The organism is Shewanella sp. Sh95 (assembly GCF_001308045.1).
GTDB lineage: Bacteria > Pseudomonadota > Gammaproteobacteria > Enterobacterales > Shewanellaceae > Shewanella > Shewanella xiamenensis.
Genome location: NZ_LGYY01000078.1, coordinates 25,257 through 47,026, shown reverse-complemented (window position 1 = coordinate 47,026; position 21,770 = coordinate 25,257). Strand labels below are relative to the sequence as shown.

21 protein-coding genes are annotated in these 21,770 nt (G+C 45.1%); 14 read left to right on the top strand and 7 right to left on the bottom strand.

The genetic code is table 11. The features are described 5' to 3' along the window. Positions 1-24 precede the first annotated feature (24 nt). The 3 genes from AEA42_RS05700 to AEA42_RS05690 all read left to right on the top strand — a co-directional run bounded on the left by AEA42_RS05700 (position 25) and on the right by AEA42_RS05690 (position 4,465). The gene (locus AEA42_RS05700; RefSeq protein WP_037419655.1) at positions 25-405 is read left to right on the top strand and encodes a VOC family protein; all 381 of its coding nucleotides are present in this window, start codon (positions 25-27) and stop codon (positions 403-405) included. A gap of 249 nt (positions 406-654) precedes the next feature. Next, positions 655-3,891, top strand: a complete 3,237-nt coding sequence (locus AEA42_RS05695) for a DUF748 domain-containing protein (RefSeq protein WP_037427265.1) — start codon at positions 655-657, stop codon at positions 3,889-3,891. 217 nt (positions 3,892-4,108) lie between these two features. Then, a complete protein-coding gene (locus AEA42_RS05690) occupies positions 4,109-4,465 on the top strand; it encodes a glutathione S-transferase N-terminal domain-containing protein (RefSeq protein WP_037427267.1) in 357 nt (118 codons plus the stop codon). Positions 4,466-4,495: 30 nt separating this feature from the next. Here the strand turns inward: AEA42_RS05690 and AEA42_RS05685 are convergent, their stop codons facing one another. Further along, positions 4,496-5,185 (bottom strand): energy-coupling factor ABC transporter permease, encoded by a 690-nt coding sequence (locus AEA42_RS05685; protein ID WP_055647222.1) that lies wholly within the window; start codon positions 5,183-5,185, stop codon positions 4,496-4,498. 211 nt (positions 5,186-5,396) lie between these two features. On the opposite strand from AEA42_RS05685, the gene AEA42_RS05680 reads away from it, so the two are divergent. Then, entirely contained in the window at positions 5,397-5,861 is a 465-nt protein-coding gene (locus tag AEA42_RS05680; RefSeq protein ID WP_037419646.1) for a hypothetical protein, read from the top strand. 117 nt (positions 5,862-5,978) lie between these two features. Here the strand turns inward: AEA42_RS05680 and AEA42_RS05675 are convergent, their stop codons facing one another. Genes AEA42_RS05675 through AEA42_RS05660 form a run of 4 tightly spaced genes read right to left on the bottom strand, consistent with a single transcriptional unit; the run spans position 5,979 to position 11,315 of the window. After that, complete coding sequence (locus tag AEA42_RS05675; protein WP_037419644.1) at positions 5,979-6,158, bottom strand: Trm112 family protein; 180 nt, start codon at positions 6,156-6,158, stop codon at positions 5,979-5,981. Next, positions 6,148-7,155 carry a tetraacyldisaccharide 4'-kinase gene (gene lpxK / locus AEA42_RS05670; RefSeq protein WP_055647210.1) on the bottom strand — a complete coding sequence of 336 codons (1,008 nt, stop codon included), beginning with the start codon at positions 7,153-7,155 and terminating at the stop codon, positions 6,148-6,150. Before lpxK ends, AEA42_RS05675 begins: the two co-directional genes overlap by 11 nt. Then, positions 7,156-8,961 (bottom strand): lipid A export permease/ATP-binding protein MsbA, encoded by a 1,806-nt coding sequence (gene msbA, locus AEA42_RS05665; RefSeq protein ID WP_055647209.1) that lies wholly within the window; start codon positions 8,959-8,961, stop codon positions 7,156-7,158. 32 nt (positions 8,962-8,993) lie between these two features. Beyond that, entirely contained in the window at positions 8,994-11,315 is a 2,322-nt protein-coding gene (locus tag AEA42_RS05660) for a DNA internalization-related competence protein ComEC/Rec2 (protein ID WP_055647208.1), read from the bottom strand. A gap of 32 nt (positions 11,316-11,347) precedes the next feature. Here AEA42_RS05660 and AEA42_RS05655 point away from each other — a divergent pair, with 32 nt between their 5' ends. The 6 genes from AEA42_RS05655 (at position 11,348) to AEA42_RS05630 (ending at position 15,404) form a co-directional block, all read left to right on the top strand. After that, positions 11,348-11,857 carry a DUF2062 domain-containing protein gene (locus AEA42_RS05655; RefSeq protein ID WP_037419631.1) on the top strand — a complete coding sequence of 170 codons (510 nt, stop codon included), beginning with the start codon at positions 11,348-11,350 and terminating at the stop codon, positions 11,855-11,857. A 287-nt stretch (positions 11,858-12,144) separates the two neighbouring features. Then, positions 12,145-13,320, top strand: a complete 1,176-nt coding sequence (locus AEA42_RS05650; protein ID WP_055647207.1) for an NnrS family protein — start codon at positions 12,145-12,147, stop codon at positions 13,318-13,320. 152 nt (positions 13,321-13,472) lie between these two features. Then, positions 13,473-13,877, top strand: a complete 405-nt coding sequence (locus AEA42_RS05645) for a phosphate-starvation-inducible PsiE family protein (protein ID WP_011623180.1) — start codon at positions 13,473-13,475, stop codon at positions 13,875-13,877. Between the two features lie 150 nt (positions 13,878-14,027). Beyond that, positions 14,028-14,330 carry a PilZ domain-containing protein gene (locus AEA42_RS05640; protein WP_037419625.1) on the top strand — a complete coding sequence of 101 codons (303 nt, stop codon included), beginning with the start codon at positions 14,028-14,030 and terminating at the stop codon, positions 14,328-14,330. Between the two features lie 77 nt (positions 14,331-14,407). After that, a complete protein-coding gene (locus AEA42_RS05635) occupies positions 14,408-15,076 on the top strand; it encodes an AAA family ATPase (RefSeq protein WP_011623182.1) in 669 nt (222 codons plus the stop codon). Beyond that, complete coding sequence (locus AEA42_RS05630; RefSeq protein WP_037427275.1) at positions 15,063-15,404, top strand: hypothetical protein; 342 nt, start codon at positions 15,063-15,065, stop codon at positions 15,402-15,404. Before AEA42_RS05635 ends, AEA42_RS05630 begins: the two co-directional genes overlap by 14 nt. A gap of 109 nt (positions 15,405-15,513) precedes the next feature. On the opposite strand, the gene AEA42_RS05625 is transcribed toward AEA42_RS05630, so the two are convergent. Beyond that, positions 15,514-15,765: a YecH family metal-binding protein gene (locus AEA42_RS05625; protein WP_037427277.1), complete on the bottom strand. Its 252-nt coding sequence runs from the start codon at positions 15,763-15,765 to the stop codon at positions 15,514-15,516. A 128-nt stretch (positions 15,766-15,893) separates the two neighbouring features. On the opposite strand from AEA42_RS05625, the gene AEA42_RS05620 reads away from it, so the two are divergent. From AEA42_RS05620 to AEA42_RS05605, 4 genes are all read left to right on the top strand, one after another. Next, entirely contained in the window at positions 15,894-17,576 is a 1,683-nt protein-coding gene (locus AEA42_RS05620) for a sensor histidine kinase (protein WP_037419617.1), read from the top strand. Continuing rightward, a complete protein-coding gene (gene btsR / locus AEA42_RS05615) occupies positions 17,573-18,283 on the top strand; it encodes a two-component system response regulator BtsR (protein ID WP_037427280.1) in 711 nt (236 codons plus the stop codon). Before AEA42_RS05620 ends, btsR begins: the two co-directional genes overlap by 4 nt. Positions 18,284-18,478: 195 nt before the next feature. Further along, complete coding sequence (locus AEA42_RS05610; protein WP_037427281.1) at positions 18,479-19,927, top strand: carbon starvation protein A; 1,449 nt, start codon at positions 18,479-18,481, stop codon at positions 19,925-19,927. Between the two features lie 125 nt (positions 19,928-20,052). Then, positions 20,053-20,421, top strand: a complete 369-nt coding sequence (locus tag AEA42_RS05605; protein ID WP_055647206.1) for a VF530 family protein — start codon at positions 20,053-20,055, stop codon at positions 20,419-20,421. A gap of 211 nt (positions 20,422-20,632) precedes the next feature. Here the strand turns inward: AEA42_RS05605 and AEA42_RS05600 are convergent, their stop codons facing one another. Beyond that, entirely contained in the window at positions 20,633-21,742 is a 1,110-nt protein-coding gene (locus AEA42_RS05600) for a PQQ-dependent sugar dehydrogenase (RefSeq protein ID WP_082389610.1), read from the bottom strand. Between the last annotated feature and the right edge of the window lie 28 nt (positions 21,743-21,770).

The following is a 21,770-nucleotide window of genomic DNA, read 5'->3' as shown; positions in this document are numbered from 1 at the left end:
CTCAATAACATAAAGGACGCGCTTATGGACTCTGCATTTAATACCGCTGGTGCCTTAGGCTGGCATGAACTCACGACCCACAACACTGAAGAGGCCATGCGCTTTTATGGTGAAGTATTTGGCTGGCAATTTAGAACGGTCAAGATGCCCCACGGTCAGTACCACTTGATTGAAAACCAAGGTGTAGGTATCGGCGGTATCACTGACAATCAGCTCCCAACGCTACCTTCGCACTGGACAGGTTATGTCACGGTCGCCGATGTCGACTTGGTCGCGATTAACGCTAAAAAACTTGGTGGCGATATTCTGTTTGGTCCAGAAGATATTCCGAAAGTGGGTCGCTTTTGTTGGATAAAAGATCCACAAGGCGCCGTCATCGCCGCGATAAGTTATCTCACCACTTAAACTAAGCTATTCGTATTAAAACGCTTAGCGGTCATAAAATACCCACGGGAGACACAACATGTTACCCTCGTAAAGCAGGGGTTATGAGTTAACATACATTCTGACTCACATTGGTTGCTATACGGTAACACTCAGATTTAATTGACAAAACACTAAAAAAATCATGCAGAGATAAGCATTATTCGCTAGAATAACCACATTTATTGATAGATTTCGCGCCAGCGTGCGTATTGGAGCATTAATCTGACTATGCTAACTCAACTATCACGGTTAAAACTCGCGTTTTTTAGTCGCCCCCGATACCAACGAGTTCTCGTCTATTTAACCATTACCTACTTAAGTTACCTTATCGCCCTCGGATTAATACTCCCCAAGGCTATCGTCGCCTTCGCCCCAGAGAAGCTTTCACAGCTATTAGGGCGTCCGGTCAGTTTACAGGGGATGCATATCAATCCTTTTAACTACCGCGTCAATATCGACCAGCTCGCCGTTAAAGAGAAAGATAATCGGGATTTTGCCGGATTAGCACAGCTCCAATTTGAGGTGCATTTTTGGCAGTCTATATTCAATCAAGCCTTAGTGATTGATCATATTCAGTTGCAAACGCCCTTTGCTCATATCCAACGGTTTCAAACTCATGGGGCAACTCAGTTTAATTTTGACGACATCGTTACCACACTCAACCAAGCTAAAACAGCCAGCGAACCAGACACGAGTGCTGAACAAGCACGTCCTTTGCGCATCATCTTAGGTGAGTTAACCGTCAGTGCTGCCCAGTTCAAATTTGATGACAAGATAACCAAGGCGCAAATTGATTACCCCAATATCAACTTCAAACTCAGTCAATTAGATACTGAATACCTGATGTTACCTAATCCTGCTAGCGTAGCTAAGACGTCATCAACCAAAGATGCGGTGACAAACAAAGCCGTTCCAGCAACAACTACGGCGAATACTACTCCAGCAACATCGGCGGCAAATGCCACTACGACTATCGTGCATAACCAATTTGTCGCCCAGTTGCAGGATGCCCACGCAGGTGAAGTGAGCCTTGCCGGACAATTTCAGCTCTTTCCCTTTAAGCTCGTCGGGGATGTACAGCTTGCCAAACTCAAACTTGTGCCGCTCTGGCAATTTGTTGCCGATCAATTCAATGTCAAACTGGGGACAGGTGAGCTCAGTATTAACGCCCATTACCAAGTAGATTTACCCGAGCAAGGTGAATTACAACTCACTGCCGAACGTGGACAAGTGATTGTTGAAAAAGTGAATTTGCTCAATGGTGACCAATCAGTTATCACCTTACCTTTGCTGGCTGTAGATGGGATCAGCGCTAATCTGGCCAAGCAGCGGGTCAATATTAAGCAAATCCACACTGAAGGCTTAAGTCTTAAGGCCAAGCTAGATGAACAAGGTATTGATTTAGTACCACTGTTGATGCCCAAATCGATGGCAGCGACCTCTGGTACACCAACACCCTCTGATGCAACTGAAGCGTCTGAAGCGATAGTCGCTAACCCCACCACTTCGCAAGCTGTGGCAAATAACAGTGCCACAGAAAACCCTAATGGATGGCTTGTCACCCTGGGAGGGCTGAATGTCAAAAACTATGATATTCAGCTTGAGGAGCACAAACTCAGCAAAACGGCGCAGCAATGGCGAATCTATCCATTAGATTTTGCGACTGAAACCATAGTGAGCGATTTAAAAGCCCCGATTGAATACCAACTCTCCTTTGGACTAAACGATAAAGGCCATTTTACCTCCAAGGGGCAAGTCGATGTCCTTGGGCAAGCCATCAGCGCTAACCTCAAAGTGGAGCAGTTGGCCTTAGCCCAATTTCAACCTTACCTTGAGCCCTATGTCAATATGCAGCTAAAAAGCGGCCTATTCAGTAGCAATGGCGAGGTTCATGCCGATGGCAAAGGCAAAGCCATTTATCAAGGTAACGTTGAGCTGGATGATTTGAATATCCTCGACAGCATCCGCAAAGCGCCATTGGTGAAATGGCAAAAAATGCATATTAATCAGCTCGATTTTGACCAGCAACAGAATCAAATCAAGATTGATCATTTAAGTTTTGAGCAACCTTATGCCAAGGTTGTTATCGCGAAGGATCGTACAACCAATATCAGCAATCTGATTATTGAACAGCAAGCCATTGCCGAGCCTAAAGTCACTGGACAAATGGCGCAAACTGGCATTCAAGCCGAAATCAGCACCAATACAGTTGCACCATCCCAAACCGCAGCTAAAAAGCCCGAGTTAAGCTTAGATATTCAAAAAATTAGCTTTAACAAGGGATCGGCATTTTTTGCCGATAATTCGCTAACACCTAACTTTGCCTCAGGCATCGAGCAGCTAGAAGGTTATATCAGTCACCTATCCTCCAAGCCGGGTACTAAGGCATCTGTCGATATTAAAGGCAAAATTGACCGCTATGCACCAGTGACATTAAAGGGGGATATTAATCCCTTGTTAGATAAACCTTATCTTGATTTAGACTTAGTTTTTAAGAGTGTTGAGCTGACGTCAGTAAACCCATACTCTGGCACCTATGCGGGCTATTACATTGATAAAGGGCAATTGTCGTTAGCACTTAACTACAAACTTGAGCAAAACCAACTCAAGGGCAGCAACCACCTAGTGATTAATCAACTCAAACTGGGGAAACGCAGTAACAGTGATTTAGCCACCAGTTTGCCCGTAACGTTAGCGATTGCATTATTGCAGGATCGCCATGGCGTGATTGACCTAGGAATGGAAGTCTCTGGCGATCTAGACTCACCCAGCTTTAGTGTTGGCAGCATCATCATGACAGCCATTACCAATGTGATTACTAAAGCCGTCACAGCCCCCTTCTCTTTCCTTGCAGGTCTCATTGGCGCTGATGATACCTTAGATAAAATCCCCTTTAATCCCGGGCAATTTACCCTCACTTCCCGTGAGCAAGAAAGCCTAGATAAGCTCGCCAAAGGATTAGAGGATAGACCCATGCTACAGCTCAGTCTTGAGGGCAGTGTCGATGCAATAAACGATAGCCAAGCAATTAGCGAGCGTATGATGAAACGCAAGCTGGCTGCCTTAACGAATATTCAGCTGACGGAATTGCCGGCAGATCTCAGCCCGAGTCAGTTTCCGACTCAAGGACCTCTAGCCGATGCCCTTCTCAAACTCTATGAGCAGGAAGTTAAAGCCAATCCTGATGATGTGAAAGACAATATTATTGCTGAAACCAAAGATACACCACTGAGTAAAGAGGAACTGACCACCCGATGGCATATCGCGCTTTATAACCTTTCGCTAAAAGCGCAAACGGTCGGTCAAGACAGGTTGGGAGATTTAGCGCAGGAGAGAGCGAAATCAGTCAAGGCCTACCTTGTTGATAGCAAGGGCATCGCACCTGAACGCATTTTCCTACTCGAAAGTCGCGTCACCCTCAATCAAGATGCTGCCCAAGTGAATATGAGCATCGAAGCTAAATAACGCGCTGTACAAGACCATAGAGAATCAAATGCCCAGTATTCACTGGGCATTTTTATTGGTTGATTAAGGTAGTGCCCCCTCGTTCTATTACTTGGCCTAAAACATCCATTAGGTTAAACTCTGCGGCTTTATGCGAGCGGAATCACATTCCGCGCGTCAATCCCCTTTCGCACAGCCAATATTTCGGCGCGCTAAAACACTTTTACTCGAGGTAGTTATGTTCATTATTCGCTGGATTTTAGGCCGGATCATTTTGTTGCTTAACTTTGTGTTCGCCCCAAAGAAACTCAAACGCCCATCAGCAGAACAACAAAAAATCGATGCGCAAACTCAAGCACTGGCGCTATATCAGTACAATGCTTGTCCTTTCTGCGTAAAAGTGCGCCGAGCTATGCGCCGTCAAGGGCTGAATATCCAAACCTTGGATGCAAAAAAATCCCCACATAGAGACGAGCTCATCGCCCAAGGTGGCAAGCAACAAGTGCCCTGTTTACGGATTGAAGACAATGGTCAAGTGCAATGGCTATATGAATCTAAGGATATCATCAGCTACTTAGAACAACGTTTTGCCTAGCACAACAATGCGCGCCCCACGGCGCGCTTTTCATTTACGCCACAAGTACTCACGGTCAGAATAATCAAACAACCATTGGGGTTGATACACCACCAACAGCGTCACCGCCATGCCGTTGAGCAACGCCTCAGGAAAGGCTAATAACGGGATTAACATCAGATAGTTATCAACTAACATGCTCCAGTCATAATCCGCCGACAACCAAAGCCAAAATGCCCAACTAAATTGATGAAAAACCGTCGATAATCCTGCATTAATAAAGGCGCCAACAAAAATAAACACAAAAAGATGCTTAGGAAATAAATGGTAACTGCGGCTGTAAAGCATAAACGCACAGAATAACGGGAGGGCTATTGCAAACAAGCCAAATGCACCAAACTCACCAGGCTGCTTTAGGACAAATATGCTGAAAAACGCACTTGGGAGGAGTAAGGCTACCGTCGCTAAACGCCAACCAAACATCAATAGACAAGTGACTATCCCTAGAAAATGTAAATGAATTCCGACTTGAATACTGGCATTGAGGAGCCATAACGTATTTACCACAATCAGCGTTAACAACAACCGCCATTGCAAACCTTTATCCTTAACAACCTGCAGTAACTCTTCCTTAGGCCAAATAGCATAAATCCACAGACCCAGCAGTAGCAGGCTTAAACCCTGTAATGGGCTGATATTCCAATCTATTTCAGCAAATCGCTTGGCCCAAAAATCCAGCATCAGTAAGGCTCCGGAGTAGATGCCCATTCAACCTATCGCGACAAGTTTCAGAGCAGATTCAAGTTGTATCGGTATAGGGTGATTAACCAACTTATTCGGGCGAATAAACTTCTTTACCAGTATATCGCGAATAAAACCGATAATTGCATGATATTGAGCGACATATTAAGGTATTCTTCGCTAAGTAAATCATCTAAGAGTAATCCTTGATATGCCATTGAGATCGATAAGCCTGACATTATTGAGCTGCTTAACATTACTCGCTTGCAGCAGCGCTCCGATAGACCCCTCTGAATTTGCAGGTAAATTTAAAGACAAACTCACCACTGATATCCGCGCAGATGGCCTTAAACTCTTTACCTATCAGGCAGGTTTTGCGGAGGAATACTCACCAAGAGATGTCACCGAACGCCCCTTCCCCCACGAAGAACGTATGCGTCAAGTCGCGCAAGATCCCCGCGAGCAGCGTCGTTTATACCAACAACAAGCGGATGCACTCGATATCTGGGGCAGACAAGTTGAATTGGGACTCGAGAAAACCTTAGAAATGACAGGTTACTGCCGCGAAGGTTACTTTGAGTTGAGCCGAATAATAGAATCAGGACGGGGAGAAATACGTGGTGAATGTAAAGAAGGCGCCACTGAGGAAGATAAACAAAAGTTTGTGCGCTTTTAAGTCATGAAAAGGGCGAGATGATCGCCCTGTTCTCTACACTTATGCACGGCGGTGTCGCAAGTACACGACTTAGCTCAAACCGTTAAGTTCAATAACGCTGAGTTTTATGCCTAAAAATCAAACTGCTTCATTTAACGGTAAGGCACGATTTTCCAATAACACTGGGATGCCATCGGTAATGGGATAAGCTAATTTGTCCGCTTTACAAATCAATTGCTGCGCCGCCTTATCGTACTCCAACTTTCCTTTACATACTGGACAAGCAACGATATCTAACAGTTTTTTATCAAACGCCATGGGATTTTCCTTTTTTAGCTGCAGCCACAGAGCGTAATCGGCTCAGCAACTGTTGATCAAATTGTGGCGATAGCTTGGCATCGACAGCCAAATACCACCAGTTTTCTTGTGCAAAATCGCGACATTTAACCGCATCTTTTTCAGTCATCATCAAGGGGCGAGATGCTGCAAGCTCGCATAACACTTGTTTATCGTAGGCTTGGTGGTCATCAAAACCATGGGATAACGCGAGTTGAAAACCCAGCTGCGTTAACGTCTCAAAAAAACGCGCCGGATGACCAATACCCGCCATTGCCACCACGGGCTGGGTCGGATCAAACACGGCCTCAGCCTTAGGATTTACCGGCAACACCGCACTTGGACTCAGCTGCATCTCATATTGATTCGCCTGCGCGGGTCCACTATTGACCACCACAAAATCCACTTGATTAAGACGCCAAGCACTTTCCCGTAGTGGGCCTGCTGGAAGCAAATGACGATTCCCTAAACCGCGCTTTCCATCAATCACCACCAACTCAATATCACGGCCGAGGGCGTAATGTTGCAAGCCATCGTCACAGATAATGACATCCACGGCAAACTGCGCCAGCAAGGTTCTTGCGGTATCAACACGTTTAGGGCCCACCACCATAGGCACGCCAGTACGCGCCACAATCATAGCTGGCTCATCACCCACATCAGTTGCAGCATCCTTTACGCTAACGACTTTTACCCCTTGGATATCCGCGCCATAACCACGGCTGATCACACCCGGATTAAACCCCTGTTGACGCAGCAGTTCAATCAAATAGATGACTGTGGGGGTTTTACCACTACCGCCAACGGTAATATTGCCCACCACGATCACGGGGACTGGCAGTGTGGTTTGTGATTTAATCCCTAAGCGAAATAAACCACGGCGAATTGCGGTAATAAGCGCAAACAACGCAGAAAAAGGCAGTAAGAGCCACCGTAATGGGTGGCCTTGATACCAAATTTGATTCACTAACGCCTGCATTTAGCTACCAAACTGCATTTGGTATAACTTGGCATACATGCCGCCAAGTTCGAGTAGAGATTTGTGGGTGCCACGCTCAACGATGCGGCCTTGATCGACCACTAAAATTTGATCGGCACTTTCAATCGTTGATAACCGGTGAGCAATCACAACCGAGGTGCGGTTTTGGCGTAAATTGTCTAATCCCTGCTGAATCGCTTTCTCAGATTCAGTATCAAGGGCCGATGTCGCTTCATCCAGAATGAGCACTGGTGCATCACGTAACATTGCCCGCGCAATCGCAATCCGTTGTCGCTGACCGCCTGACAATAGCACGCCGTTTTCACCGACTTGGGTATCTAAGCCATCGGGCAATTGCTCAATAAATTCCATCGCATGAGCTAAGGTCGCCGCCTCAATAATCTGCTCGCGGGTGACTTCGCCCGGATAGGCATAGGCGATATTATTGGCAATAGTATCGTTAAACAGTGTCACTTGCTGCGATACCAAAGCCACTTGGCTACGTAATGATTTCAATGAGTAATCATAAATACTCACATCATCAAGCAGAATATCGCCAGACGCTAGTCCGGTGTAAAAACGAGTCACTAAGCTTGCGATCGTCGACTTCCCCGACCCAGAGCGCCCGACTAAGGCTAAGGTTTGCCCTTGGGACACTTCAAAGTCAATTTTATCTAAAGCGCGGCGCTCCTGGCCTTCGTAACTAAAAGAAACATTATCAAAACGTAAGTTGCCCTTAGCACGCTTGACGGTATAAGTACCAGTATCCGATTCTGGCAAAGTGTCTAACAGTTCAAATACTGTGGTGCACGCTGCAATACCACGTTGAAATTCGGCATTCACACGCGTGAGGTTTTTGATGGGTTGCAGCATGGCCATCATCGCGCCAAGAATCGTCGCGAAGGTCCCTGCGGTCAAATCGGCTTTCATGCTATCTAGGCTCGCCGCATACAGCACAAAGGCCAAGGCAAAGGAGCCAATCACCATGATAAGCGGCTGGCTGATAGCCTGTGCGATCGCAAGTTTCATATTTTGATGACGGTTTCTGTCATTAATTTTGGCAAAGCGAGCAGTTTCTGTTTCTTGTCCACCAAAGGCCAGTACGTTTTTATGACCTTTTATCATCTGCTCGGTCGCGGCACTAACATCCCCCATCGCCGTTTGGATTTGTTTCGACACCTTACGGAAGCGGCGACTCACAATAGTCATCACTAATCCCATAATCGGACCAATCACTAAAATACACAGAGAAAGCTTCCAAGAGTTATAAAACATCAATCCCAGCATACCGATAACGGTCACACCGTCACGAACAATCGAAATCAAGGCACTGCCCGATGCACGGGCAATTTGCTCGGTATCGAAGGTCACTTTTGAAATTAAATTGCCCGTGTTTTCCTTATCCATGTAACTCACGGGTAAACTTAGATAATGTTGAAACACTTGCTGGCGCATATCCATAATTAACCTAGCGCTCATATAAGAAATGCCGTAGGTGGATACGAAGTTTGCAAAGCCGCGCAGGGAGAACATTAAAATAACCACGATAGGCGCCATTAATAGCACTTGGTTATCGGCATGAAAGCCTTGGTTCGTGGGGAGTGCAATACCGTTAGTTATCGCTGGTGTACTGCTGGAAAACCCTTTATCGATAAAAGGGCCAATAAAAGAAATAAAAGCCGCATCGACAAGCCCATACACAATAAGGCCAGCAACTGAAAGCAAAAACATGCCCTTCATCGGTTTGAGATAGGCCAGTAATCGCTTGAATACGGTCCACATTTCGTCTTTAGGATATGCTGTCATTGGTAACACTAAATTATGGCAAAGTGCTCATTCTACTCTGGATTAATCAAGTCACCAAATCTAAACAAGCGGTTATACCAAAATGGAGCTAAATCTTGCCGATAGGTTTTTACGTCGAGTCGCCCTTGTTCAAAAGTAACGCTAATTTGTCCTTCAATCCCTGTGGTTAAGTGGTTTATCTGCAAAGCTTGGTAGCGGGCAACGACATCGGCTTTAGGAAAGCCATAACGATTATTCAACCCCGCAGGAAACAGTACTAACTCCGGTGCCACCCTTTCAATAAATGCCAGCGTAGATGAGGTGCGGCTTCCATGGTGTGGAGCAATAAGCACCTGACTTTTAAGTATAAAGCCCGCTTGCACTCGCTCAATCAATATACTCTCTGTTTCCTTTTCAATATCACCGCTCAGTAATAGACTTTGCTGACCATCATCAATCCGCAGCACACAAGAAGCATTATTGCCACCCGCCTGGGTTTGTGGGGAAATAAAGCGTAAGGTAAGTTGTTGCCAATCAATCTGTTGTGGCAAACAAGGCTGAGCATTTAAGTGGTCAACATCAGTAATCCATTTTGCCTGAGGATACGCTTTTGCCAGTACTTGAGCGCCTCCAGCATGGTCGTTATCGCCGTGGCTGATCACAATAAAATCGATATCAGTTAATCCTCGAGTATTAAGAAAAGGGATAACCACACGGTCACTGTAGCTAAAATCATCGCCAAATGCGGCGCCCGTATCATAGATAAGTGCCCTATCATCCTTTTCAACCACCACGGCTAATCCTTGCCCTACATCAAGTAAATGTAGTGTCCATTGAGTGGTTTTCGATGCTGTAATGCGCTGAAAAACAGACAATGCCAGAGGTAGAAACAGTAACCCTATCAACAAATGCCAGTGCCAATATTGGCGCCGATGAGGAACATATCGCCACAGAATCAACGCAAAAAGTGCGCACAGGCCGCTTGCTAATAATGTCTCGGAAACCACATGCCAATGGGCGGGTAAATCGACGCTGAGTTCGAGTAACTTGCCGTAGGGAAATAGTGCTAAATCCGCCAAATTGAATAATCCCAACCACGATTGCCCCAAAAGCGTACCTAACCACCAGATGATAAAAGCCAGCATCGATAGCGGAATGACAATAAGACTAAACCAAGGCACCACCAGCATATTCATCCACAAACTATGGATACTCACACCACCAAAAAAGATGGCTTGCAGCAGTCCCAATATCAGGCTTAAGCGCCATTGTATTGACCAAAACTGTATGACTCTGACTCGCGACTTGGCTAAAAAAGTTGTTTTACTATCAAAAGACTGTGTAAATTTGGCACTTTCTAAGGTATATAAAATAATCGCCAAAGCACAAAAAGAAAGCCAAAATCCAGCACTCAAACAAGCGAGAGGATCAATGAGTAACACCACAAATAAGGCAAACAGCAAACGATCCCATGCGCTTGAGTAGCGTCTTAATAAACTCAACAGCATAACCAATAAAATCATCACTAACGCCCGCTGTGTTGACACGGCAAAACCGGCTAAATAGCTATAAAATAGAGCACTCACTCCTGCTAAAATGAGCGCAATAACTATATTTCGTCGACTTGGATGCGGCGCCAAACGCGTAAGAAAAAACAAAGCGCAAGCATAGACCCAAGCGGTGATCACCGATAAATGTAATCCCGATATCGCCACCAGATGGCCCGTGCCCGTTTGCCTTAACGCCTGCCACTTAGTTTGCGAGATAAGTTGTTTATCCCCGAGGATTAACGCCAGCAGAATATCCCCCTGTGTTAACGCAGATAACTTTGGAGCAAGTCGTGTGATTAAGTGATGTCTTAACGAAAAACGCTCAGCTTGAAGCCTTGCATGCATAACGCGGCCTTTACCGACAATATGCTGACTAATCAATTGCTTTTGTTCGTTATATCCTCCTTGATTGAGTACACTGGATATACTTTTAGGCATAAAAGTGAAATCCCAAACTTGCCCAACTTGCAGTGTCGCCTCGGATTGCCAGGTTAAACGCAACTTAGCCGTTGGCCCAAAGATTAAATTTGGTTTATCGACAACAATATCGAAGCTAACCCAGTCGCTGTTTTGACTAACTAGTGATATGATTTCGCCCCTCACCTGTATAGGCTTTTGGGATAAAGGAAGATCCTGCCGAGATAACACTAAGCAAAATCCTGTTAGCCAGAACATCGCAAAGAGTGTGCCAGATAAGCTAGGTGCTTTTTTGAATAAGATGAGAGCCCCAAAGCAAAAGTAGGGTAGATAAGTAATTGGCGGCAGCGAAGGCCATAACATCGCTGACAGTAAGGTGGCACTAAAGCCAAACATGAATCCATTCATAGTGAATTAAGTTAAGACAGCAATTTCAGCCTATGCCAAAAAAATTAATAAAAAGATTTATGCCTAAGCCTGAAACCCTGCGTGAGCACAAACACCTACGCATTTTCGGTCGCTTATTACACAATCCTAATCTTTGGGCGCTTAATCGACGCTCTGCGCCGGGGGCCTTTGCCATAGGCTTGTTTGTCGCTTGGATCCCAATGCCTTTTCAAATGGTGGTCGCCGCGGCCTTTGCAATCCTTTTTAATGTCAATATTCCCGTTTCCGTCGCTTTAGTCTGGATCACCAATCCACTTACGATGCCAGTTATGTTTTATGGGGCTTATTTATTAGGTGCAAAAATTCTTGGCCACGCACCGCAGGAATTTGCCTTTGAGGCAAGCTGGCAATGGATAGAAGCCTCATTAGCCACAATTGGGCCAGCATTCCTACTAGGTTGCCTAGTATTAGGGATCGTGTTTTCTACTGTAGGATATTTAATGATCAGTAACCTCTGGAAATACTCGATCATGTTTAAGTGGCAAAAGCGTAAGACCAAATAATTGCGACTTGCAGATACAATGGCTTAACTTGTTTTATGTTAGAGAAATTGACTTTCCTAATTGAACAAGTTAAGCATTAACGCCTTTTTAGCGTTTGCATCCCTGTATTTCCTTTACGTCCTCTATTGTAATTTATTCTACCTTATCAATAGATTAAACCACGGCGATAAGACTATCTTAATCCCTTCACTCGGACGCTTACTTACAAGCTACTCATAAGTAGATATATACATTCATTTAATTTGCAGCTTAAAATACTTTTCGTGTTTCACTACTACGCTGTCATTATGTTGAATATTGATGAACCTGCACATTTACAACCTAAACTACCGCTTTTCCGCTTAGGTTTTAGACCTTTCTTCTTATTTGCGAGTCTATTTAGTCTATTAAGTTTAGGGATCTGGGGAGGATTTCTTTCCGGTCTGTCATTACTTCCTAACAACATCAATCCTTTATGGTGGCATGGTCATGAGATGATTTTTGGGTTTGCCTGTGCCGTCGTCGCAGGTTTTTTACTCACCGCAGTACAAAACTGGACAGGACAACCTGGGTTGAAAGGCTTACCTCTTATAGGGCTATTTACGGTCTGGTTACTACCAAGGCTTTTATTTATATTGCCGCTAGATATTCCGTTTGTGGCGATCATGATCATCGACTTGATGTTTTTACCCTTAACCGCAATTGCATTATCAATATCTGTGGTTAAAGTACGCCAATGGCGTAACTTTGTGTTTATCCCTATTCTCAGTTTACTCACGCTTTTTAATGGATTTAGCTATTACGGTTTAATAACTAATCAATTACAGTGGGCTAATAATGGTCTTTATGCAGCAGTCATCCTTGTTGGGGTAATTGTTGCTTTGCTTGGTGGTAGAGTGATCCCATTCTTTACTGAGCGCGCCACCCAATGGCAAAGACACTCCCCTATTCCCATACTGGAATGGTTAAGTTTTGCTAGCCTATTAGCGCTTGTTGCGAGTCTCTTTTTACCGCAGATAATATTACTGACGCGCGCTCTGGCTGGTATTGCGGGTCTGGTACTATTACTACGTTGGTCTCGTTGGGGATGGCAGGCAAGTTGGTCTGTGCCGCTGTTATGGTCACTGCATTTAAGTTACTTATGTATTCCCATTGGTTTGATACTGATTGCTACAGGACTACCACTTTCCGTAGGAATGCATGCCATTACTGTTGGAGGACTTGGCGGCATGATCCTCGCAATGATGTCGAGGGTATCGCTAGGCCATACCGGCAGACAACTAAAACCCGCTAGGCCAATGACACTGGCTTTTGGGTTAATGTTACTGGCTACAGTGTTCCGTGTCTTAGCGGGTTTACCCAGTGCATGGTTTATTGAATTAATGCTCGCAGCCATTATTTGTTGGATGCTAGCTTTTGGGTGTTTCTGTTACTACTACGCACCAATGCTTTGTCGCGTCAGAGCCGATGGACGGCCAGGCTAAGCAAGGTGACTCGAGAAAACTCATGGCGCGATGCCTTTAGCAGACAACCAATTACTATCTTGTGAATTGAGTCACAGAGAATCGCGTCTCTTTTCCCTAACTAAAGTATTTTTACTGTTACTATTTACAAAAATATTGAGTAGGGAGTACCCATGCCATTTTATCGTCAATATGGTGCCAAAGGCTTAAAAGCAGTTGAGCATCTCGTCTTAATCATCATAGCAATAGCGACTGTGGTTGCTATTGGTCAAGAAATTGTCCATGTATTTAATGTCGGCGCAGTCGCCCTTGCCGATCTGTTGTTATTGTTTATTTATCTCGAAGTACTGGCCATGGTTGCTAATTATGCAGAATCGGGAAAATTGCCCGTGCGCATGCCGCTGTATATTGCCATTGTTGCTCTTGCACGTTATTTGATCTTAGATATGAAGAGTATGGATGACTGGCGCATCGCCGCAATTTCGCTTTCAACTTTGATCCTTGCGGCAACGGTCATCGTGATCCGTTGGGGCCAATTAAAAATGCCCTATCCTAAAAATCAAGAATACGATAACTAATTACTACTGGGCGCCATTGCCAACCAAGCTCAATGGCGCCATTCTTTACCTGCAAAATCCTTCCAAATCCCTCGCTTTCAGATTGGTATTCTGCCAAAAAGCAATTATGCTAGTTTTACTGAGATCAATTATTTACGGGACAATTGAGTTATGGGTGAACATCCAGTTGGATTTGAAGAAAAACGCAGCTCACTTCGAGTAGATATGGAAGCTGAACGCGTGCTCTTGCATTGGACTGATAAGAATGGCGTTGAACATACGGACGAAGGCGTATGTATCGATTTAGCCCGCAGAGGCATTCTGTTTGATTATAAAAACCCATTTGAACTCGGTGAATTAGTTAACGTGACATTCAATCCAGAAACATCCCGACAAAATAGCGTAAAAGGCCAAGTTTGCCGCTGCTCTAAACGTCATGATCAAAGTTATCATGTCGCGATGCAATTGCTTTAATTTCAATCTAGCTACGCAGGGTCGATTGAGCTGTTCTACACTGAATTAGTTGAACTATTCGTACAAAGGACATTGCTATGATATTGCTGGTGGGTGGAGAGAAAGGTGGCAGTGGCAAGAGTTGCCTCGCGCAAAATCTTGCGGTTTATATAAAGCAAAAATTTGCCGCCAATGTACTAATGGTAGACTGCGATCCCCAACGTACAACATCCGATTGGATCCAAGCTCGAAACAACGACCCTAGCCTCCCTGCAATCAATTGTATTCAGCTCTACGGCAAAATACGTAACGATCTGCTCAGTCTTAATGAACGCTTCGACTACGTCATTGTTGACTGTGGCGGTCAAGATAACCTTGCTATGCGCGCCGCCATGTCGGTGGCCACTTACGTAGTTATCCCACTTAGACCCAAACGTCGCGATCTTAAAACCTTACCCCATATGGAAGATATGCTCAGCACCTGTAAGATGGTTAATCCCAAAATGGTGGCAACCATTGTGCTAACCCAATGTCCCGCTTTGCCCACCCAAGTAAAGCGTATTTTAGAGGCCAAAGAAGTGGTCCAATCCTTTGGATTACGCGTACTCAATTCGGTGACTTTTTGCCGAAATATCTACGATGACAGTGAGGAAAAAGGATCGTCCGTAATGGAAATTGAGCCAGATGGGAAAGCGGCCGACGAGATCCGCGCCATAGTGGATGAGCTGTTCACCTTACCACCAGAAAATAGTTATGAGCTTAACTGATCTTAAACGCAAGAAACCAAAACAAGTTATCAAAACGGTTTCTATTGAGGATTTTATCGAAGATGCCAATAACTATGCTTTAGGTAAAGCGAGTATTTTAGCGGTCCCTCCCGCAGAGCCAAAAGGCTTAGATAAAAAGTCAGCCAAAATTTATCGCCATGCCACCTTTACCTTAACGGAAACCAGTATTACCCAATTAGATGGGCTCGCCAAAGGAACTAAAATCGCCAAATCACGCTTATTGCGGATCTTGATTGATGAATTCAGTCAAAAAACAATTGCAGAACAGCTTGAAGTGGTAAATAAAAGTAAGCAGGATGAGCATTAATCTTTATGGCATCAAGGTAAACCAATCCGTTGATCGCCCTTTCTTTAACAGCAAGTTATGGCCTATGACCCCAAGCTATTGCGCGGCTCATAGACCAGATTAGCCATACTTAATGATCAGAATGATGACACTGCCGCCCAGCAACAAGGGCGAGCCCTTGCGCTGATTCTGCCATTTTCCCTTTACTCAACAACAAAAAAATTAACTCCTCCGCAGTAAGGTTTTCGGCACTACAAGTGTGATAACGCGCTGCTTCTCCAAAGGTTTCAGTCATCAGAGCAATAAACTGAGGCTTTAAAACGGGATGAGCTTGCGCTACCATCAGCGCCATAACGTCATGACCGTGAACAGAATCGGACATAGTCTCTCCAAAAGATGCAAATAAGATTAAGCTTTATAACCGAACTGTTGAATTTTAACCCTGATCTTGCGCACATACTGCCAATGTCAATAACTGCGCTGACCGCTGTGACGATAAAGTGAGCCACTATGTCCTTGATCTTGCTACTGACCCAACAGATGTCACTCTATTTAGTGATTGTTTATTTAGTCAGTAAAACACCACTTTTTAAACTGTTTGCAGAAACATCACCGCGTCTACCTCATAAAATATTTATTTATCTGGTTTTTTCTAGCTTTTGTATCATGGCGACCTATTTTGGTGAGCAAACTTCAGGGGCCATTGCCAATACTCGCGCCATGGGTGCCGTGCTAGGCGGTTTACTCGGCGGTCCTGTCACCGGATTTTTAGTCGGATTCACTGGCGGTTTACACCGCTACAGCATGGGTGGCTTTACCGATTTAGCCTGCGCGATTTCAACCACTCTCGAAGGACTCTCCGCGGGAATGATCAGTTTTTACCTACGCCGCGCGGGTAAGAGTGAACTTATCTACAATCCTCTCTTAGTCTGTTTGGTGACCTTTTACGCCGAAATGATGCAAATGAGCATTATTTTGCTGATTGCACGCCCGTTTGATGCCGCATGGGAATTAGTGCGGCAGATAGCTCCGCCTATGCTGTTGGTTAATTCCATTGGCGCAGCGCTGTTTATGAGCATGATCCGCGACCAAAAAACCATGTTTGACAAGCTCTCCTCTAGTTTCTCAACCAAGGCGCTTAAAATTGCCGAGCGCAGTGTTGGGCTGCTTTCTAAGGGGTTTAACGAAGAAAGCAGCGGCAAGGTCGCGCAAATTGTCATTGAAGAAACCAATGTGGGTGCTGTTGCCATTACGGACAGAGAAAAACTTTTGGCCTTTATCGGTATTGGTGCCGACCATCATATCCCTGGAACACCGATTTCCTCAAAAATCACCCTTGAGGCCATAAACCAAAACAAGGTGATGTTCGCCGATGGGGTGGAGATGCCCTATTCCTGCTCGATTTCGAGCCAGTGTAAACTCGGTTCGAGCCTTGTGATCCCACTTCGCAGCGACACCGAAGTCATTGGCACCATCAAGTTATACGAGCCAAAAAATAAACTATTTTTGAACATTAACCGCACCTTAGGGGAAGGGATTGCTCGGCTATTGTCGAACCAGATCCTCTACGGCCGTTTTGAACAGCAGCAAAACCTGCTCACCCAAGCGGAATTAAAATTACTGCAAGCTCAAGTGAATCCACACTTTTTATTCAACGCTCTCAATACCATCAGTGCGATTATTAAGCGCGATCCCGATATGTCGAAGCAACTGTTGCAGCAGTTGTCACAATTTTTGCGGATCAATTTAAAACGTACAACGGGTTTAGTGACACTCGGGGATGAGCTCGATCACATAGCGTCTTATCTCACTATTGAGAAAGCGAGATTTATTGATAAATTACAGGTCAACATTGCTATACCTGAATCACTTTACCACTGTAAAGTGCCTGCATTTACCCTACAACCCATCATTGAGAATGCGGTAAAACATGGCACCTCCCATATGATAGAGCAAGGACAAATCAAGGTCACAGGACGCATGGATGACCATATATTAGCCCTTGAGGTGACAGATAACGCCGGCCTTTATCAACCCTCAATCGATTCTGAGGGATTGGGGATGAATTTAGTTCATAAACGGATACAAAATCTGTTTGGCGAACAGTATGGCATCCAAGTTGAATGCAAGCCGGATGAATACACCAAGGTGACCATCCGCTTACCCATAGAACAGACGGAAACTAGCACGTGATCACTTGTTTGATTGTCGATGATGAATTGTTTGCTCGCGAGGAGCTTGCGGATTTGCTCGGCCAAGAAGCCGACATTGAAATTATTGGCCAATGCAGCAACGCCATAGAAGCATTGCAAACGATTGCCAAAGAAAAGCCTCAATTAGTTTTTCTCGACATCCAAATGCCACGTATTTCAGGCATGGAACTGATTGCTATGCTCGATCCCGACACCTTACCTAAAATCGTGTTTGTCACTGCATTTGATGAATTTGCCGTCAAAGCCTTTGATAATCATGCCTTTGATTATTTACTTAAGCCAATAGATGCCGATCGACTCAGCCAAACCCTAAAACGTGTTCGCAAGGACCTCACTCCGCAAGCCGTTAATCTGATCGCGCCTCGATGCCTCGAGCACCTACCCTGTTACAGCGGTAGTAAATTAAAAGTGATCCCCATTCAAGATGTTGAGTATGTTTTTAGTGATTTAAGCGGTATTCATGTCGCCTGTACCAAGGGCAAAGTCCATACCCAACTTACCCTTAAAGTGCTGGAAGAAAAAACACCGCTAGTGCGTTGCCATCGCCAATATCTGATTTCACCCAAAGCCATTGCCGAAATAGAGCTGCTCGATACTGGCGCCGAAGTCACGACTCTGCTTGGCGACAAAGTGCCCGTTTCTCGCCGTTATTTAAAAAGTCTTAAGCAATTGTTCGGCTTCCAATAGCCCCATTGTTAACCACTAATGCGCGTATCTAAGCCGCTGGAGGCGGTTAATACTTATGAATGACATCCTCATACAACCGCTCGCCCCATTCTATTGCCGCTGAGTCAGCATTATCGACCTCTCACCCAGTTACCCCTGTTTTATGTAAACAACTTGTTTACACTCTGCACAACTCAAAATGGGGAGATAACTAAAATGATGTGGTTCCTACTCTGTGTCGGTCTATTGATCGGCGGCTACTTTATCTACGGTACCTTTGTCGAAAAGGTATTTGGTATCAACGAAAAACGTCAAACACCGGCTTTTACCCAAACCGACGGTGTGGACTATGTGCCTATGTCGAAAGGCAAAGTGTACTTAATCCAATTATTGAATATCGCAGGTGTGGGTCCAATCTTCGGTCCAATCCTCGGGGCGCTCTACGGTCCTTCAGCGATGTTGTGGATTGTGATCGGCTGTATCTTTGGAGGAGCGGTGCACGATTACTTCTCCGGTATGTTGTCGGTCCGTAATGGTGGTCAATCTGTACCAAACCTTGCTGGTAAGTATTTAGGCAAAAGTGCCAAGCACTTTATGAATGTGTTTGCCATCATTCTATTATTGCTCGTAGGTGTGGTGTTTATCTCTGCGCCAGCAGGCCTGTTAGGCAAGCTAACGGGTTGGGATGTTAGCATTTTCGTTGCGATTATCTTCGTTTACTACCTGATTGCCACTGTGGTACCTGTCGATAAAATTATCGGCCGTTTATATCCTTTCTTTGGCGCGCTGTTGTTCTTCATGTCATTTGGTTTAGCCTTTGCGATCATGTTATCAAGCGAACATACGCTACTGCCCAATGTGCAAGCGGGCGACTTCTTCCAAAATTTAAACCCTAAAGATATGCCATTATGGCCTGCGCTGTTTATCACCATCGCTTGTGGTGCGATTTCAGGCTTCCACGCCACGCAATCACCACTGATGGCACGTTGCGTTGAAAACGAAAAGAACGGTCGTTTTGTGTTCTTTGGTGCCATGATCGGTGAAGGTATCATCGCCCTACTCTGGTGTGCGATTGCACTGTCTTACTTCCACGGTGTTGAAGGATTAAGCACAGGCATGGCGGGTAACCCTGCAAACGTTGTATACGAAGCATCAACTGGTCTGTTAGGCGCAGTGGGTGGCTTTATGGCAATCCTTGGTGTGATCATTCTGCCAATTACTTCAGGCGATACGGCTTTCCGCTCTGCTCGTCTGATTTTGGCTGAATTCTTTAACATGCCGCAGGTGGCTTTACCTAAACGTTTAGTGTTAGCTATTCCATTGTTTGTGATTGGTGGCTTACTGACTCAAGTCGACTTCGGCGTGATCTGGCGCTACTTCGGTGTGGCTAACCAAGCGACAGCTGTATTAATGCTCTGGACGGCCTCAGCTTACCTACTGCGTCACAATAAACTGCACTGGATCACCACCATTCCAGCCATGTTTATGACCACAGTAGTTATCACCTTCCTACTTAACTCTGCAACTTTAGGTGCAGGCTTACCGATGACCTTATCCACCATCGCAGGGACTGTTTCAACGCTAGTCATCACAGGCTTACTGATTGTGAAAACCAAAGGTAAAGGTGAAGTTGATAGCGACAGCGAATTACCCGATGAAGCTTAATTTCCAACAATATTGATATACAAAGCAAACGGGCACTGATGAGTGCCCGTTTTTTTATCTATGATTTTAGTCAATCGGTATAATACTGGTATAATCCGATTATTGTTCACGGTAATTTATACAAAATGACTCAAGAAAATAACCCATTACACGGCATCAAACTGGAAACCATAGTCACACAACTCGTTGAGCACTATGGCTGGGAAGAACTCGGAACTCGCATCAAGATCCGCTGTTTTACCGAAGATCCGAGTATCAAATCGAGTCTACGATTTTTAAGAAAAACCGATTGGGCACGGGAAAAAGTAGAATATTTATATTTAAAAACCAATAAACTGCCGTTGCCCGCCGCGAAAACATCCAATGCACCAGCGAAAACATCGGCCAAAAAACCTGCAAAACCAGCACAGAAACCAGCTCAGGCAAGTACGGTTACATCGATAGCCGCAACAGATGGCCAGATTAATAGCCATATCTGGGGCAAGCGCGACTAAATTTCGCTCGAATATTCAAACGCATATTCACAGGAACAGACAAAAATGCGCGGAATAATTAATTCAATTATCCCGCGCATTATTTTTTAATCTGTCTATCAGCTAGATTAGCGCCAATCCAATATCCTTCGGTGGGCAACCATGATTGGCAAGAGTCCCCTGCTAATCAAGCCAACGGCTAAGAATAAGCGTTTAAGACTTCACCTATTGGCTATTTTGTCTGCGGATAAGTGACGCGATAGATTGCCCCTGCATAATCATCCGACACGAGTAAACTGCCATCGGCCAATTCAGCAAAGGCCACTGGGCGACCAAAGGTTTGCTCGCCCTGCATAAAGCCAGTTAAAAATGGAGTGTATTTGACCACCTTGCCTTGCTCTATCGTCGCCACGGCCACTTTATAACCCGCTTTCTTAGTGCGATTCCACGAACCATGCTCAGCCACAAACAACTGCTGTTGATAATCGCTAGGGAACTGTTTACCAAGATAAAAATGAATGCCTAGTGGCGCCACGTGAGCCCCTAAGGAGAGCGCAGGAGCGGTGTATTTGGCAGGATCTTTACCTTGGCCAAACTCAGGGTCAAGAATTGTACCTGCATGCACATAGGGGAAGCCAAAATGTTCACCCAAGTAACTGACCTTATTGATTTCGCAGGGAGGAATATCATCGCCCATCATGTCGCGGCCATTATCGCTAAACCAAAGGGTTTGAGTGCCGGGCTGAAAATCAAATCCGACCGAATTACGAACTCCTTGGGCAATGGTGGTTAATTTTTTAGTCTCGAGATTGAGCGAGAAAATACGTCCATAGCGTTCATTCTCCTCGCACACATTACAAGGCACGCCTACAGGAATGATTAACTCGCCTGTCGGTGAAACCCCTAGTACTTTCCAGCCATGGTGGGTTTCAGTTGGAAACCCATCAAAGACCACCTCAAATGTTGGTGAGTTTAAGTGGTTATCAATATCCTTGAAGCGAATGATGCGCTCCACTTCGGAGACATAGAGGTCGCCATCTTTGATCACCACACCTGATGGTAGCTTTAGTCCAGAGGCAACCAGAATTTTCTCATCGGCAACACCGTCCTGGTTACTGTCGATAAGGGCATAAACATTCCCGGCCTTCATCGAGCCCGCATAGACAATGCCCTTTTCGGATACGGCAATTGCGCGCGCATTGTCAACATTATCTGCAAATAAGCTCAGGTTAAAGCCTTCTGCAACGGTCAGTTTATCTAAAATATTTTTAGCCATCGCAGGCACACTTATTCCACTCAAAGCCAAAAATGCAGCGCATGTTATTTGTAGTTTACGAGCCATATCTTTCATATCCTTATCAGTCAAAAAG